At 46.9% G+C, this 16263-nt stretch carries 14 protein-coding genes (1 of these 14 running past the window's edge); 2 read left to right on the top strand and 12 right to left on the bottom strand.

Annotated features, from left to right (window positions below):
* On the top strand, positions 1 to 261 hold the 3' end of the coding sequence (locus ACUUHJ_RS11455) for an endonuclease/exonuclease/phosphatase family protein (RefSeq protein WP_199928863.1). 420 nt of this gene lie to the left of the window's left edge; the window shows 261 of its 681 coding nt (coding positions 421–681); the start codon falls outside the window, past its left edge; the stop codon is at positions 259 to 261.
* Here the strand turns inward: ACUUHJ_RS11455 and ACUUHJ_RS11450 are convergent.
* The 5 genes from ACUUHJ_RS11450 to ACUUHJ_RS11430 form a co-directional block, all read right to left on the bottom strand.
* A complete protein-coding gene (locus tag ACUUHJ_RS11450) occupies positions 215 to 1699 on the bottom strand; it encodes an alkaline phosphatase family protein (RefSeq protein ID WP_289677356.1) in 1485 nt (494 codons plus the stop codon). The genes ACUUHJ_RS11455 and ACUUHJ_RS11450 overlap by 47 nt on opposite strands.
* A 130-nt stretch (positions 1700 to 1829) precedes the next feature.
* Entirely contained in the window at positions 1830 to 3326 is a 1497-nt protein-coding gene (locus ACUUHJ_RS11445) for a S41 family peptidase (RefSeq protein WP_472298927.1), read from the bottom strand.
* Entirely contained in the window at positions 3323 to 5323 is a 2001-nt protein-coding gene (locus tag ACUUHJ_RS11440) for an S-layer homology domain-containing protein (protein WP_472298926.1), read from the bottom strand. Before ACUUHJ_RS11440 ends, ACUUHJ_RS11445 begins: the two co-directional genes overlap by 4 nt.
* Before the next feature lie 56 nt (positions 5324 to 5379).
* Positions 5380 to 6495 carry a Nif3-like dinuclear metal center hexameric protein gene (locus ACUUHJ_RS11435; protein WP_289677353.1) on the bottom strand — a complete coding sequence of 372 codons (1116 nt, stop codon included), beginning with the start codon at positions 6493 to 6495 and terminating at the stop codon, positions 5380 to 5382.
* Complete coding sequence (locus ACUUHJ_RS11430) at positions 6471 to 7205, bottom strand: tRNA (adenine(22)-N(1))-methyltransferase (RefSeq protein WP_289677352.1); 735 nt, start codon at positions 7203 to 7205, stop codon at positions 6471 to 6473. Before ACUUHJ_RS11430 ends, ACUUHJ_RS11435 begins: the two co-directional genes overlap by 25 nt.
* A gap of 382 nt (positions 7206 to 7587) precedes the next feature.
* Between ACUUHJ_RS11430 and ACUUHJ_RS11425 the strand changes: the two genes are divergently transcribed.
* Positions 7588 to 8868: a S8 family peptidase gene (locus ACUUHJ_RS11425; protein WP_289677351.1), complete on the top strand. Its 1281-nt coding sequence runs from the start codon at positions 7588 to 7590 to the stop codon at positions 8866 to 8868.
* Positions 8869 to 8946: 78 nt separating this feature from the next.
* Here the strand turns inward: ACUUHJ_RS11425 and ACUUHJ_RS11420 are convergent, their stop codons facing one another.
* The 7 genes from ACUUHJ_RS11420 to ACUUHJ_RS11390 all read right to left on the bottom strand — a co-directional run bounded on the left by ACUUHJ_RS11420 (position 8947) and on the right by ACUUHJ_RS11390 (position 16208).
* Complete coding sequence (locus ACUUHJ_RS11420; protein WP_064202900.1) at positions 8947 to 10086, bottom strand: acyl-CoA dehydrogenase; 1140 nt, start codon at positions 10084 to 10086, stop codon at positions 8947 to 8949.
* Between the two features lie 139 nt (positions 10087 to 10225).
* Positions 10226 to 10390, bottom strand: coding sequence for a hypothetical protein (locus ACUUHJ_RS11415; RefSeq protein WP_016742642.1), 165 nt, complete (start codon positions 10388 to 10390; stop codon positions 10226 to 10228).
* A 75-nt stretch (positions 10391 to 10465) separates the two neighbouring features.
* Positions 10466 to 11380, bottom strand: coding sequence for a hypothetical protein (locus tag ACUUHJ_RS11410; RefSeq protein ID WP_472298925.1), 915 nt, complete (start codon positions 11378 to 11380; stop codon positions 10466 to 10468).
* Positions 11381 to 11473: 93 nt separating this feature from the next.
* Entirely contained in the window at positions 11474 to 12604 is a 1131-nt protein-coding gene (gene rpoD, locus ACUUHJ_RS11405) for an RNA polymerase sigma factor RpoD (RefSeq protein ID WP_012685780.1), read from the bottom strand.
* Positions 12605 to 12638: 34 nt separating this feature from the next.
* The gene (gene dnaG / locus ACUUHJ_RS11400) at positions 12639 to 14513 is read right to left on the bottom strand and encodes a DNA primase (RefSeq protein ID WP_289677348.1); all 1875 of its coding nucleotides are present in this window, start codon (positions 14511 to 14513) and stop codon (positions 12639 to 12641) included.
* 202 nt (positions 14514 to 14715) lie between these two features.
* Complete coding sequence (locus ACUUHJ_RS11395) at positions 14716 to 15552, bottom strand: pyruvate, water dikinase regulatory protein (RefSeq protein ID WP_289677345.1); 837 nt, start codon at positions 15550 to 15552, stop codon at positions 14716 to 14718.
* Positions 15553 to 15563: 11 nt separating this feature from the next.
* Positions 15564 to 16208, bottom strand: coding sequence for a helix-turn-helix transcriptional regulator (locus ACUUHJ_RS11390; protein WP_012685777.1), 645 nt, complete (start codon positions 16206 to 16208; stop codon positions 15564 to 15566).
* Between the last annotated feature and the right edge of the window lie 55 nt (positions 16209 to 16263).

Here is a 16263-nt window from a genome sequence, read left to right as displayed (position 1 = left end):
CACGCAAAAGCCCCATTACTCCTAATGGGGGATTTCAACGCGAGTAATGTGTCCTTTACTCCACACCTGATGGACTGTGCCCTTGTCTCAGGTCAGGAAAAAAAACCAACGCTTCCTGCCTTCCGCCGACGCCTGGACTATATTTTTGCTTCTCATCACTGGAATATCGAGCACTACGAGCTGCTACCTGTCAATTGGTCCGATCATGTCCCGGTCATTGCGGATTTGAGGCTGACGGAATCCCCAGTTCACGGAGAATAAAGTCTTTGACATCTACCAGTCTTGCTGGGAGTGGAAACAACTCCGATGCCCCTGCAATCACTAACGGAATCAGAGAATCTTGCTTATGCAGGGAACCATGGCTTCCTCCACCTAAATGCGTGGGTGCACATTCCGATACTAATTCATAGCTCTTGGCAGCGGTAACGACTACCACGTCACCGGTCTGCGAGAACAATGCCCCGTATAGTCGAGAAAAAGCATCCGGGTATGTATCAAAAGAAAGACACTCCCCATCATATTGCACATCCAGCACGGTAACATCTCCTTCAATGGACCAAGAAGAACCGTAGGCATCTTGATACTCCCCGTTTCGCCAAAAATACATTTCCTGTTGCGTTCCGCCCCGACGCACCTTTACCTTCTCGCCCTCTTTCCAAGCAATCAAATCAATTCTTTCTTCCACACTAACCGCTTCTACAATAGAAAGTGGATCCGTTCCATTCACTGGATACAAATAGGCCATACGCTCATTATTGCAAATGACTACTTCCACTTCTGATGTCACATCCGTACCAAGCGCATGGATCGAAAAATTCGCCAAAAGATGATTCAGCGGTATATTGTGGTCCTCACTATCTCCGATGACGGTCTGCCCATGATCACTAATCAAAATGCATACATTTCTCTCCAGCATTTGCTCCCATGATGCGAAGCTATCCAGTAAACGAGCCAATTGCTTGTCCACATCTGCCAAGTGCTGTACAGCATCCTCCGGGGATTTGTGGAGTTTATGATCATTCTCTGGCAGATAGACCAGCGTAAAATGTGGCTGATGACCGCTGCGAATCACCTCAATCATCACATCGATTGCATAAGTATCATTAATTCCGTAGCCTTCCAAAGCGGATTGCGAGAAACCCCAGGGGACGGTACGAAATAACGCCGGGCTCACCAGTGTCCCCATACTCATGATCGTTGGACCACTTACCTTTTCGCGCAGGGAAAAAGATGTAATTGTATCAAGCAAGACTGGCATTTTCACCTTATGCTGCTTATGTCCGCGATGGGCGATCACATTGATGGAACCGGATACTAGTTTGTTCTCTTCCAGAACCTCATGAATCGTTTTGACATCCTTACTCAGATGACGTTCATTTAAATCAAAAAGGACGTTTTCGGCACAGCTTATGATGCCTATTTTTCGGATAGAAGGGGCCCCATTAATATAATTCACCATCTGTTTCTGCTCTGCATCATACCAAACTAAACCCGGTACTTTGTGCTGATCGGGGTAGACTCCCGTAATGAGAGAGCAATCTATCGAAGCCGTCATTGTAGGGAAAACGGTCACACAATCTGGTATGTACTGGCTATGCTCCATGAAAAACCGAAGCGCCGGTGCTTTATCGGCAGCAATGCATCGCTCCAGAACATCAGACATCATGGAGTCGATCAGGAATAGTATGACCTTTTTCATCCGGCTGCCACCCTTCTCTTCGTAATAGTAATAGTCATAGTCGCACCTGATAGTGTACGATTTTGCATGACCGAGTATACGCCTAAAAAAGAAAAAGCCCCTGTTCGCCAAAAGCGACAGGGGACCATGCTCACGAAGTAAATGTGAGGGTGTTGACACCATTTTTCGTTTGCTGTTTTAGTGCAGGGTACTTCTTCAAATACGGAGCAAGTGCTACGTAATCTTTTTCGCCAATGGACGGATCACCCAGCAAATGCGAAAGTACAGCAGCTCGGATTTGCAGCCCTTGAGGCGTTTGTTTAAAAAGAGGATCTACCGTAGGGAATGGAATTCCATTGATGACGGTATCGCCTTCTGCGTCACTCAGTTCCCACGTATTGACGTTCAATGAATGGAGAGCTTCTACTACTTGTGCTCCATAATCCTCCACAACCATATCCGGTTGCAGCCCTACGTGATTCACCACGGAATGCTTAGGGGTAAAATATTCATTCAATGTGAGTTTGAGCGCGTCGCCGTCTGACAAAGGAATAACTTGTTGGGCACTCCCTTTTCCAAATGTCTTGGTACCCACAAGTTTGGCGATGCCATGATCACGCAGCGCACCTGACAACAACTCAGATGCAGAAGCGGTTCCACCGTTTACCAAAATTCGCACTGGAATGCCGATATCCTGCCCATTTCGTACCCACGTCTCTACCTCTACCCCATTGCGATTCGTGGTATACATGAGCAAGCCTTCTTCCATAAAGAGGCTCGCAATATCTCGAGCTGTGGACAAGTATCCCCCACCATTATCCCGCAGGTCTAACACCAACCCGGACAACCGCTTTTGCACACGGGATAGTTCAGCAAGCTTGTCCCTTACCTGGATGGCTCCTTCTGATCCGAATGTTTCAAGACTGATATAGCCAACCGCGCCCTTCGTAAACATCTGTCCTTCCGCTTCCGGCAAGGTCATCGAGGCACGCTTCAACTTTATCTGGTGTTCCCGTTTGTCAGATGGACGATATACAGTAAGAACGGCTTCAGTCCCTTCGTTGCCCCTCAAATAAGCATACGCTTCTTCAAAAGTCTTTCCTACCAGCGAGGTCTCATTGACTTTGATCAATTGATCGCCTCGTTGCAAAGGAGAAGCTGCTGCTGGAGAATTCGGAACGATTTCACGGATGATAATATGATCATTTTGCCGCCGGAGACGAAAACCAAATCCGACAAATTGATTCTCAACGTCAGATTGGAACAAACGCAATTCATCTTGCGTAAAAAATACGCTGTGCGGGTCATCGAGCGTAGAGAGCATTCCATCAATCGCCCAAGTGTTCATCGTCGGCGTATCAAATCCGCCTTTCTTCTGCCATTCTACAAGCCTCAATTCCAACTCGTCCCAGGTGTCATCTTCTTCAGAAACTTTGAACTGAAGCTGTTTTTTCTGATTAGCCTGCTGACTGACCACCTCTAGAGCCCCTTTTACCAATTGTTTGGCTGCCGGTTTACTCAAGTGGCTCTGCATGACGTGCTGGAATACTTCTTCTGTTTCTTCGAAAGGATACTCTGCCGCTTGCACAGGAAGAACAGTTGTGAGTAGCAGTACAGCTGCTACTGCCCATTGACTAAATCGTTTCATGGCGCCACCCCTTTTCGAACATCATCAGGTATCGAGAATGCAACATTCCTTGTAAAGTCGTAATTGTCGGTACCCGAATAGGCTACGTATCCGTCGCCCTCATAAATTTCTTCATAACGCCACGTATGTTTGACAATTTGGTCGCTAGCTCGATCAATATAATACTTGTTCATGAACAAGGGAACCTCTTTCACTTTTCCCTGTCCGAGCGTAACCTTCTTTGATTTCTCTACCAGCATGGAGCCCGGAATCCACTCTGTAATGACATCATACTTCCCGTAGGATTGCTTGTAGTAGCGTGCATGAAGCTCCTTGGCACGATCGGCTACCTTGACAGCACCAACCCACTCGTGCAAAAAGTCAACTTTGTCCGTTCTACTCTTGTCCCATGTCTGCCGATCCGTATCGTACGAGTATTGCGTGTTTGTTTTCCCATCTGTATAGGAGAGCAGCTTGTCTGATATTAGTTTTTGCGGAGATTGATAAGAGCCGGATATTCTGCTTATTTGCTTTTCCTTGTTAACATCCTGCGTGTATGAGAACGTCAATCCACTCAACGCCGCTTCACCCTTGACTTGGTAGGTGTCGGCATTGTCCAACCGGCGCAAAGAGTACCCCAAATCAGAAATAATAGCTGGCTGATCTTTTAACGATGCAAACTCTTGACGCAACATTTTGTGCAGCTGATTCATTCTGCTGTCTGACGCTTTCGGTTTCATCGCAGCAAGAACCTCTTCAGCTTCCTGCATACGTCCTTCCTGCAAATAATAGTAGGAAGTATTCAACAATGCCTCCGGGCTCCTGTCGGCAAATCGCTTGTAACGAGCCAGCGCCAGGTCTACCTGACCACTCCTGATTTCCAGTGCCCCCAAATACATGGCGAGCGATTCCCATTCTTTGGAATCCTGCTTCACTTTTTGTTCATAAGCACTAAGTCGGTCAAGCACTTTTTGGTATTGGCTTTGATCCTTGTTCCCTAGCTGCAAGGCGATATCGTACACATTGGCACTCAACAGCCCGAGTGTTTCCGGGAGAATGATTTTGTCTTCGAAGTAAGCGTCGATAGAAAGAAAAGCTTCCTCCAGATTGGTTTCAATCGGTGTTTCAGGATTCCAGCTCAGTAAATAGTGAACACCAACTTGATTGGGGAAGGAGTCATCCGCCAGCTTGCGTAACTGTTCAAATGTCTCTTCACTATCATTTCTACTGCGAATAGCGGCAGCCGCATCTACATAAATCTGTTCTTCTGTTGTTTTGGGATCTGCATAGGTTGCGAATAGCGGCAATACCTCTTCGAGATCAGGAACCATGGGGAACTTTTTCCCGTCGTAATCCAGCAGAGGCATGATTCCATCCTGAAGGAAATAATTCACCATGCGATCAGCTGCAACCGCAGCATCTCCTCGCTTCACTCGTTCCGTTTTTTCTCCCTCTAGCCATCCCCACGAACGCACTTCTTCCCACGCATTTTTACTATCTGGAGACATGGTGAACATTTGCAAAATCTTGGCAGCTTCTTCTTTGGTGATCGGCTGATTCGGCTTCATCATCTCACCAGGAAAAATGTACTGAATCGCATTTGGGCCGTACAATCTATCCAAGATCGTGGAGATGCGCAACGTTGGTTTGTACATCCAGGTCAGACGGTCAACATCTTTATATGGCAAATACGGTTCCTGAAAACCTTCTGCCCGCGCCCACTCCGAATGCTCGGATAAAAAAGTAAGCGGATAGATCTGATACTGCCCCCCGTAATAAAGCCGATCGATCATGACGAGAAATTCCGCACGCGTCATGTCACGATTTGGGTAAAACTTCGGAACATTTGGACCAGCCTCAAACAAACCAAGCTGCACACCTTGAATGATTGCTTTTCTCGCCCAGTGCTTGCTGATGTCATTGTATGGCAATAAGCCCCCAGCCGCAGAAGCGACGCCGGGGGTGAGTAAGCTTACTGTCAGTAATCCACAAGAAATTGTCCGGATTAGTTTTTGCACATAAAATCCTCCTACACTTCATCTGGCAGGCAACAAAAGGTTGGTCCTGCTACGTCTTAAACAAACTGGAACGGATCTGTGTGCACGCGCGAAGGAATAACCTCTGTTTCGTAACCATTTGCCTGCAATTGTTCCAGCAGGATAGTCGCCAGCTTTTCCTTCATGATTTTTTCGATATTGTGACCAGCATCTACGATCGACAAGCCTTCTGCTTGCGCATCGTGTGCGGTGTGATAACCAATGTCTCCTGTTAAATAAACATCCGCGCCTTTAAAAATGGCTTTGGAAACAAAGGAGCTTCCGTCTCCACCTACTACCGCTACTTTTTTGACTGTCGCATCCAAGTCGCCAACTACGCGTAGACCGTGGAGAGAAAATCGTTCTTTGACGAGCAAAGCAAACTCACGGAGTGTCAGTGGTGTAGGCAGACTGCCGATACGCCCAATTCCGTATACAGTTCCGGACTGCTCTAGTGGAATGATGTCATAGGCGACTTCTTCGTAGGGATGGGCAGCAAGCATTGCTTTGACCACAGCCGATTGCCTGGACGCAGGAACAATCATCTCGATGCGAACTTCCTCTGCTTTTTCCAATTGACCTGTCGAACCGATATGGGGATTCGTTCCTTCCCCTGGTAAAAAGGTTCCGGTGCCTTCTGTCTGAAAAGAACAGTGGCTGTAGTTACCTACATGCCCTGCACCCGCTTCAGCAAGTGCGGAAAACACTACTTCCTTATGAGTAGCGGGCACGAATACGACGAGCTTCTTCCAATCCTCTCGTGAAAGAACATCCAGTACATCTACATTCGTGAGTCCAACCGCTTCTGCGAGCCAGTCGTTCATCCCCCCATACGCAACATCCAAATTGGTATGGGCTGTATATACCGCAATGTCATGCTTGATCAGCTTTTCGAACACACGTCCGGCGGCGAGATCTGTCCTAAGGTGTTTCAGTGGTCGATATATAACGGCATGGTGAGCCACAATCAGGTCTACACCCTCTGCGATTGCTTCCTCCACCACAGATTCCAGTACGTCTAGTGCGATCATCACTTTTTTTACCTTTTTTTGCAAGGTGCCTACATGAAGGCCAATCTTGTCACCTTCCATCGCCAACGATTTAGGTGCAAGACGTTCTACATATTGGATTACTGTTTGTCCGTGCGCAAGCATGCGATCACCTCATCGATCCATTTTACTTCTGCTTCGATTTCCTTGATTCGTTCTGCTGCTTCCGGCTTGTCCGAACGCTTTAATTGAACGATGATCTTTTGCCATTTTTCATGCTCATCCAGCCACTTCGCTTGTAATACCTCTGATTTTTCCACCCAAAGAAATGGACCAATGCGCATGAGCTCTTGCTGCGTACGATCTTTGCCCTCATAAGGCAAGGTAGGATTGCCTCGTTCGGCGACGAGAATCTCATAAATCACGCCGTCTTCTTGCAAAATGGACTCCGCGATTAACTGCCAACCATTCTCTATCATCCACAGGCGCACCGCTTCTTCCCCTACGTTTGGTTGGAGAATCAGGCGTTGCACACCTTCCAGTTTGTCTTTACCTGCTTCCAAAATGGAAACGATCAATTGTCCGCCCATCCCAGCAATGCAGATCACATCTGCTTCCCCAGGTTGTAATACCGCGAGCCCGTTTCCTTTACGTACCGAAGCGCGATCTTTTACCTGCAATGTATGTATTTGTTTTTTTGCCGCTTGAAAAGGCCCTTCATTCAATTCGCCTGCGATCACGAAAGAAGCAATTCCTTTTACAAGCAAATAAGAAGCCAACAACGCATGATCCGACCCGATGTCGGCGACGCGGGCTCCTTCTGGACAATAGCGGGCAATTGTTTGTAGCCGCTTGGATATTGATACTGATGTCATCTGTATATTCACCTTCCGTTGCCTCTATTCTACCCTATTTGGCAGCAATTGCGAAATGCAAATTCCCTAACAGATGATCAGCAAAGAACGACAAAATCCTCACTGTTGCACCCAGCAGGGACAAGGCCATTAAGGGGGCTCTTGGGTAGTAGTCGAGAGGCTTACAGGTTGCCATTACGTGGATGTAATGTTCGGAATAACAAGCAAAATTTTTAAATACGGCGTTGTTTTATCGTATTTTATACAATTTGATTTAATTTTCATCGAATTGTGAACTTTATTTTAATAAATAAATATTTACAAAATTTTTACATATATGTATATTAACGCCATGAACATCATGGACTAACACAAACTAACTATCTTTAAGGAGGAGAAAAGTTTGAAAAAAAGAACAGGCAAGTGGTGGGCAATGGGATTACTCTCTTCGGCGCTAGTGATGAGTGTCTTCACAGGTGTGGGGGCAGCCAGTAACGATTCACTCGATGAATTTGAAACTGAACGGGTATTAATTCAGTCAGATTCGGATGTGAGAACCGGTTATTTTGCTGGACCTTTGGAAGTACGCCATGATTTTGGTGAAGATGGCTTTACCCTCGATGTAAATAGTGATCAACTCGACCAACTGAAAAGCGATCCCAATGTAAAAATCACCGTATTGCAAAAATTAAAGATCGCTGAGTATATAGAAGAAGATCAAGTAAGTGCGCTAGAGGTCTCTCCTGCGGCAGTCGTTCCGTGGGGAATTAAAGCAATCTATAAAAACCAATCCCTCTCCGCTACAACTGGCGGTGCAGATGTTCGTGTTGCGGTCCTGGATACTGGCGTGTATACGCAGCACCCGGACCTAACCGCTAACGCAGAGCAGTGCAACGATTTCACGCAATCTTCTTCTCCTGTTGTTACCGGTGCTTGCAATGATGCACATGGTCATGGAACACACGTCGCCGGAACTGTTCTCGCTGACGGCGGCAATGGCGCAGGTATTTATGGTGTAGCACCAGATGCAAAGCTATGGGCATATAAAGTACTGGATGACTCTGGCTCCGGCTATGAGGATGACATTGCCTATGCTATTCGTTACGCTGCTGACCAATCCGCTCAATTAGGCGTGAAAGCGATCATCTCTATGTCTCTTGGCTCTAGCGGTAAGAGTACCCTTATGGAAAGTGCCATCACCTATGCAAACCAAAAAGGTGTATTAGTCGTCGCTGCAGCTGGTAACTCCGGACCGACAGTGAACAGCATTGGCTACCCTGGAGCATTAGTGAATACAGTAGCCGTAGCAGCGTTGGAGAATGTTCAACAAAACGGAACCTACCGTATAGCTGACTTCTCTTCTCGTGGCAAGAGCGGGCAAGCGGGAGACTACGTGATTCAAGAGCGTGATGTGGAAGTATCAGCACCAGGACGCGCTATTCAGTCTACATGGAATAACGGAGGTTACAATTCCATCAGCGGAACTTCCATGGCAACCCCACACATTTCCGGTTTGGCTGCGAAAATCTGGGCATCCAATCCATCTTGGAGCTCTCAAGATGTTCGTGTAGAATTGCAAAAACGCGCGAAAGGAAATGACATCAAAGGTGGCTCAAACGCTGCTGTAGGAGACGATATCGCGAGTGGATTTGGTTTCCCAACTGTACAATCTGGCGATCAATAAAAAGTAATAAACAAAAAAAGAGCCATGGCTGTCAGTTTACGCTGGCAGTCATGCTCTTTCGTTACCAAATACGGAAGGCTAGCACCCGATTTCTCTTGCGATGACATTACGTAAAATCTCTGAAGTCCCCTCGCCGATCTCTAACAGTCGGGCATCGCGGAAAAATCGTTCTACCTGATACTCCCGCATATAACCATACCCACCGTGAATCTGAATAGCCTGATGTGTAGCAGACATGGCAATCTCCGAAGCATACAATTTTGCCATTGCTGCTTCTTTCGTAAATTTGCGACCATGATCCTTCAACCACGCTGCTTTATACACCATCGTTCTCGCCAGCTCTATTTGCATCGCCATATCCGCCAGCTTGTGCTGGATCGCTTGAAAATGACTCAAGGAATTGCCAAAAGCCGTACGCTGCTTGGAGTATTGCAACGCCTTGTCATAGGCAGCCTGTGCAATTCCTACTGCCATAGCTCCGATCCCGATTCGCCCACCATCAAGTGTAATGAGGAACTGCTTGAAGCCTTCTCCCCGCTTCCCAAGGACGTTTTCCTCTGGCACGCGGACATTTTCAAGAACGAGCTCCGTCGTATTGGAGCTGTGCAAGCCGAGCTTTTCATAGTTCGCCAATACCTGAAAGCCAGGTGTATCTGTCGGAACGATAAAAGCAGTAATACCCCGTGAGCCCTGCTCTTTGTCAGTCACAGCTGTCAAGGCGAGAAACGAAGCATAAGAGGCATTGGTAATGAAGCATTTGGAGCCGTTAATCGTCCACTCCCCATCTGCTAAGATCGCATTCGTCCTCGTACCACCTGCGTCAGACCCTGCATTTGGTTCGGTCAACCCAAACGCGCCAAAGCTTTCGCCAGAACAAATTTTGCTTAAATAGTTCAGCTTTTGCTCTTCCGTTCCAAACAAAGCCAGTGGAGCGCCACCTAACGAGATATGCGCCGAATACGTGATTCCTGTAGAACCACATGCACGACTTAGCTCTTCCACAACGATCGCAAAACTCGTGGAATCGGCTCCCGCACCCCCGTATTTCTCAGAGAAGGGAAGGCCCATCAAGTTCAGTTCGCTCATCTGCTTGAATATTCCGACAGGAAATTGTTTAGTTTGATCGCGTTCATCTGCTTCCGGTGCCACTACCTCATCAGCAAATTCGCGTATCATTTTTTTTAACATTTGTTGTTCTGAAGTCAAATCGAAGTTCATAATCGCTGCCCCCTTGAAAACGCTTTAGTAAAGAACCATCAAGAAATACACAATTTTGACTGAGCGTTTGTTCAGAATACTCTTACCATTATACACCACGATTTTGGATTCATGTGGAATTTCTCAAAAAAAAACACGCCTATGATCGGCGTGCTCCTAATAAAATCGCTCCCAAAAAAGAGACAGATGCTGCTATGAATCCGATGCTATATGTATGTACACCCATAAATTTGGCTACTGTTTCTCCACCCAGAAAAAAAGCCGCCAGCAAAATACCGATTAAAACTTTCCACTTGTTGTTCATTTATTCACCCCGTTTGCTCTCTTCTGAAATTGTAACAGATAAGCATGCAGAGGAGAACGAGAAGTCTCGGATAGTCTACAGTCTCAACCACGCATACCAATATCCACGCGTGAAGAAGAACAAAATGGACGCAACGAACACCTTAATAAACAACAGCAATTGAATCATATCTCGCTTCGCCGCTGGAATATACAGAGCCTGTATCTCTGCACCAAAGAAAAAGGCAAGTCCACATACTGCAAATACTCCCGCCCATTTCGAATTGGCCTTATTCATCAAGAAGCCCATACCTGTGAGCAAGCACGCAAGCGGTACCCAGTACAACTCCGATGTCCACCATGTATAGTCTATCCCTACTCGATGAACGGTTGTAATGCCATACAAGATGGCCAAACCCAGTAATCCTGCATAGAGCAAATAAGCATAGCCGAAAACAATTGCGCTGATGCACAACAGCATGCAAACGAAGCCTAAATAAAACAGGATAAGCGGCAAGCTACCATCCATTTTTTGGATACAATAAACGCCTCCCGCGATCAAAATCCCAAAGGACAAAGCCAGGAATAAATGCGTCAATGGCGGGGCCGATCTTCGATAAACGAATCCCAGAATATAGAAAACGAGAGCGAAACAGGCAAAGATGGTAATTTGCATTGGGGTTTGAAAACGGTTAAAATGAAAAGCAAGTAAGATCAAACCAGCAATGACAAAGGCACCAAGGAGCCATGCCACTACCATTTTCCCCGTCACTGGAGAGACAGTTCTAGGTGCATATGTGTTTGTGACAGATGATGTTGAATTGACTTTTCCTGACAGCACACTCGGTGCCGTTCCCATTCGCTCATTCCCACCTGCGGACGCCGGTGTATTTGGCCGATCCCCTTCTGTATACAGATTTAACAAGAAGATGCAGTAATGTTCAGGCAGTAAATGGTTGCGCCGCCAGTTTTCAATTTCGGCAATGATCGTGCGCTTGCGCTGGTCGTCCAACGCGGCCCCTCCTAACTACGACAAAAAGTGTATTCCTTCATGAATAAGAAAAGCCTACGTCGGCTAACGTAGGCCACATACTTCTTATATCGGTTATTCTAAGAAATCTTTTAAGCGTTTACTTCTACTCGGATGACGCAATTTGCGAAGAGCTTTTGCTTCGATCTGACGAATCCGTTCACGGGTTACACCAAACACTTTGCCTACTTCTTCTAACGTCCGTGTACGTCCGTCATCTAACCCGAAACGCAGACGCAGCACATTTTCTTCCCGGTCTGTTAATGTATCCAAAACGTCTTCCAACTGTTCTTTCAAAAGTTCATAGGCAGCTGCATCAGATGGCTCCAATGCATCCTGATCCTCAATGAAATCACCTAAGTGGGAATCGTCTTCTTCCCCAATTGGAGTCTCCAGGGATACTGGTTCTTGAGCAATCTTCATGATTTCCCGAACTTTTTCCGGAGTGAGATCCATTTTTTCAGCGATTTCTTCTGGCATAGGTTCACGACCTAGCTCTTGCAGAAGCTGACGGGAAACGCGGATTAATTTGTTGATCGTTTCCACCATATGAACCGGAATCCGGATCGTTCTAGCCTGGTCTGCAATAGCACGGGTAATCGCTTGGCGAATCCACCAGGTCGCATACGTACTGAACTTGTAGCCTTTGCGATAGTCAAACTTTTCCACCGCTTTAATCAGACCCATGTTCCCTTCTTGAATCAAGTCGAGGAATAGCATGCCGCGTCCTACATAACGCTTCGCAATCGATACTACCAATCGCAAGTTCGCCTCAGCCAGACGTCTTTTAGCTTCCTCATCACCTTGTTCAATTCGCTGCGCCAGTTTAATCTCCTCTTCTGCGGAGAGCAGAGGAACTCGACCAATTTCCTTCAGATACATCCGTACAGGGTCATTGATCTTAATTCCAGGCGGAACGGAGAGATCGTCAAAATCAAATTCTTCGTTGTCCTCGTCTTTGATGATCATTTGATCGACTTCATCGTCGTCATCTTCATTCTCATTGTTGTTAATCTCAATGCCTTGATCACCTAGATATTCAAAAAACTCATCCATTTGATCAGAATCCTGCTCAAAACCTGCCAAACGAGCAGTAATCTCCTTATACGACAATGCGCCGCGTTTCTTGCCTAATTCGACCAACTGTTCCTTCACTTGTTCGATGGACGTTGCTTCCATGTCGGAAGTAATATTTTGCTTGTTCATCTACTTTCCCTCCTTCCCCGGGAATGATCTGAAGCTACCCTTCTTTTAAAGCATTTTCCAATTCAAGAATCTTCATCCCTGTGACGGCTGCTTGAAGTTCAAGTTGTTTGCGCGCATCCTCGCTGTCCGCTGCGGCCGCTTGGAGGTGTAAGCTCCGCTGCTCATCGCGCAATCGTTCCAACTCGGCACGCTTCGGGTAGTTATTCACTTGTTTGATGTAGTCACCGATCTCTAACTCAGATACGTCGTTGTTGCACTCCATCATGGCCAATCCCGAGGCTAATTGCTTTAACAAATCGTCTTGCACGTAATGTATAAACTTTCCAGGGTCTTCCGGGTTTCCCTCTGCATAGTAGGCGTACAGGTAGGCAGCCAGCGCATCGTGTTCATCCACCTGAAAGTGGGCACTGCATTCCTGCTGGACGCGGGCGGCTATTTCTTCGTTCCGCATCATGTAGTAAAGCAGCATGCGCTCAGCCGTGTGATAAGCGGGTGGCAGTGTTTTCGCGAGCGTAACTTTGCCATTATTTATACTATTATTCCATGCTGGCGTCACTTTATCCCTTTGGCGCTCACTTTTTTGCTGATTGTAGGCGCGTTTGGACTCCCATTTGAGATCACCGAGAGTAAGGGAGTATTCTTCAGCCAATTGCCGTTGATACATGTCCCGTTCCACCGGGCTGCTCAGTTCATTAATGATCTCGACCGCCTTCGCGATTAAGCGAGCTTTGTCCGTCTCATCTTTTATTACGAACTGACTGCGTAAATGTTTCAGACGGAAAGCCGTAATTGGCATCGCCTGTAACAATACCTGCTGGGAAAATGCTTCAGCCCCATGCTGGCGGATGTAATCATCCGGGTCCACTCCTTGTGGAAGTGGAGCTACTCGAACGATCAAACCGGCTTGCTGCAAAACGTGAATCGCTTTGCTCGTTGCTTCTTGCCCTGCAGCATCTCCGTCATAACAGAGTACGACTGACTCTGTATTGCGACGAAGAATTCTGGCCTGCTGCTCCGTCAAGGCTGTTCCCAAAGTGGCAATACCTTGCGTAAAACCCGCCTGCCATGCCGATATGACATCGACATATCCTTCAAACAACAGCGCCTCTTTTCTCTTTCTAATGATGGGGCGTGCACGATGAAGATTAAACAGCGTAGCACTTTTGTTGAACAAAAGGCTCTCCGGGCTATTCAGATACTTGGGTTGAGACTTTTGATTGGAATTGGGCTTCGATCCTTGCAGTAAGCGCCCACCAAATCCGATGACGTTACCTTGGGAATCCTGAATCGGAAACATGATACGACCTCGAAAGCGATCAAAGATTTTTCCTGCATCGCTCCTGGCCAATAACCCTGCTTCCACCATAAATTCCTGTGAAAATCCCCGCTTTGTCAACTGCTGCGTTACGAAATCCCAGGAATCCGGGGCAAACCCGATTTGGTATTCGGCGATTGTCGCCTCAGACATTCCGCGCTTTGCAAGATACTTCATCGCTTCTGCGCCATACGGGGTTTTCGTAAGCACGTAGTGGTAGAGGCGTGAAACGAATGTATGCGCTTCTTGCATCGCATGCTTCATCCGTTTTTCAGGTGATTCCTCTACTTGCTGCGGCTGGGGCATAGCTATCCCGGCACGCTCCGCCAATTTGTGCAGTGCCTCTGGAAAAGTCAATTGCTCCAGTTTCATTAAAAAGGAAAAGATATCCCCACCTGCTCCACAGCCAAAGCAATGAAAAAACTGTCGCTCTGCATTTACGTTGAAGGAAGGGCTCTTTTCAGAGTGAAACGGACATAGACCGAGAAAGGCACGACCGCTTTTTCTCAGTTGAACGTACTCTCCTACAACGTCTACGATGTCGACAGCGGCACGCACTTGATTTACAAATTCATCTGAAGTGGGACCAGTCATGTCTTTCCACCTTTATAAGGAGAATCGCACGTGAGAATATTTAGTTCGTCAAAATTCGTCAATTTCCTTCTTTACATCGAACTTCTTTTCTTCTTTTCTACTTTTCCACATTTCTTCGGGCAATAAACGCTGAGAACTCACGTATGAGAAGTACCTCAGCTAATTGAAATTCTACAAAAAACGTCAAAATCCTTCTTTCGGCCTATTTCCTTTCATTTCGGAGATTGTTTTTTCGAATCATCTCCAAAATGATGTTTGCCGTTTCTTCTACTGCCTTGTTGGAAACATCAATAACGGTACATCCAAGGCGCTCAATAATGTGCTTCGAATAGGCCAGTTCTTCGGCAATCCGTTCGAGATTGGCGTAATTTGCTTGTGCTGTCAATCCCAGTGCCTTCAGACGCTCTGTCCGAATGCCGTTCAGTTGCTCCGGATTGATGGTAAGCCCAATACACCGTTCGACTGGCAGTTGGAACAATTCTTCCGGTGGCTCTACCTCTGGGACAAGCGGAACATTGGCAACCTTAAGTCGTTTGTTAGCCAAATACATGGAAAGAGGCGTCTTGGAAGTACGTGAAACGCCAATCAAAACCACATCTGCTCGCAACAGACCGCGTGGGTCCCGACCATCGTCGTATTTGACAGCAAATTCGATGGCGTCTACTTTGCGGAAATATTCCTCATCCAGTCGGCGTACCAAACCTGGTTTTCCGGTTGGTGGCTCTTTCAACATGCCCTGCAATGTATTCATCAAAGGCCCCATAACATCAAGAGCCGGAATTCCGAGAAGAGCAGCTTGTTGTGTAATATACGCATTCAGCTCCGGAATGACCAGAGTGAAAACGATCATTGCCCGCGATTCTTTTGCCGAAGCAATGATTTCGTCAATCGATTCCTTGTCTTCTATATACGGATACTTTTGTACATCAAACAAAAAACGATCAAACTGACTAGCTCCTGCGCGAACGACAAGTTCGGCCGTTTCGCCGATGGAGTCTGAGACTACATAGATGAGCTGTCCTCGCTGATTACCTTGCATCGCTTCTCCTCCTACACTTTCGGTTCGCTACCCAATTCTACAAATGCTTTCGCGATCGTCGTCTTGGTGACGCGCCCCAACAGCTCCATTTGCTTCGGATCTTCCTCGCTAGGCCTTACGACAGGCAGAGAATCGATCTGAAAATCAATCAGCTTTTTAGCAGCTGCGTACAAGGTCTCATCAGGTGCGCATGTAATGATATTCGGCATTCTAGACATGATAATGCTGACTGGCACATCCTCCAGCGTCTTATTGCCTAAAGAAGCCCGTAGGAGGTCTTTTCGTGAGATCACGCCAGCCAAATATCCTTTTTGGTTGACGACGAATAACGTGCCAACATCCTCCAAAAAGAGGGTAACAATGGCGTCGTAAGCCGAGGCGGATTCGGATACCACGATCGGTACCGCCTTGTAGTCATTGACGAGAAGCTTGTGAAGCCGTTCACTTATGACTGAGCTTGCGGGTCTGCCGGCATAAAAATACCCGACCCGAGGTCTGGCTTCTAGATATCCTGACATCGTGAGGATGGATAAATCAGGGCGCAGCGTCGCACGAGTCAAATTCAGTCGCTCCGCGATATGTTCTCCTGTTATCGGTCCGTCATCCTTCACTATCTGTAAGATGTGCTCTTGTCGTTTGGTAAGCTCGATGACCAATCACCCCGGTTCTGTCTTTACCTCTTCCTAGTATTACTCTATTCGACGGGATATT

It is taken from the genome of Brevibacillus schisleri, assembly GCF_055685845.1.
This window is presented reverse-complemented; position numbering and strand designations above follow the sequence as displayed.

Coding starts and splice junctions, on each gene's coding strand:
- dnaG (WP_289677348.1), bottom strand. CDS start 14,513: ATGACTGGTCCCACTTCAGATGAATTTGTAAATCAAGTGCGTGCCGCT.
- ACUUHJ_RS11415 (WP_016742642.1), bottom strand. CDS start 10,390: ATGAACAACAAGTGGAAAGTTTTAATCGGTATTTTGCTGGCGGCTTTT.
- ACUUHJ_RS11450 (WP_289677356.1), bottom strand. CDS start 1,699: ATGAAAAAGGTCATACTATTCCTGATCGACTCCATGATGTCTGATGTT.
- ACUUHJ_RS11395 (WP_289677345.1), bottom strand. CDS start 15,552: ATGCAAGGTAATCAGCGAGGACAGCTCATCTATGTAGTCTCAGACTCC.
- ACUUHJ_RS11435 (WP_289677353.1), bottom strand. CDS start 6,495: ATGCTTGCGCACGGACAAACAGTAATCCAATATGTAGAACGTCTTGCA.
- rpoD (WP_012685780.1), bottom strand. CDS start 12,604: ATGAACAAGCAAAATATTACTTCCGACATGGAAGCAACGTCCATCGAA.
- ACUUHJ_RS11430 (WP_289677352.1), bottom strand. CDS start 7,205: ATGACATCAGTATCAATATCCAAGCGGCTACAAACAATTGCCCGCTAT.
- ACUUHJ_RS11420 (WP_064202900.1), bottom strand. CDS start 10,086: ATGAACTTCGATTTGACTTCAGAACAACAAATGTTAAAAAAAATGATA.
- ACUUHJ_RS11445 (WP_472298927.1), bottom strand. CDS start 3,326: ATGAAACGATTTAGTCAATGGGCAGTAGCAGCTGTACTGCTACTCACA.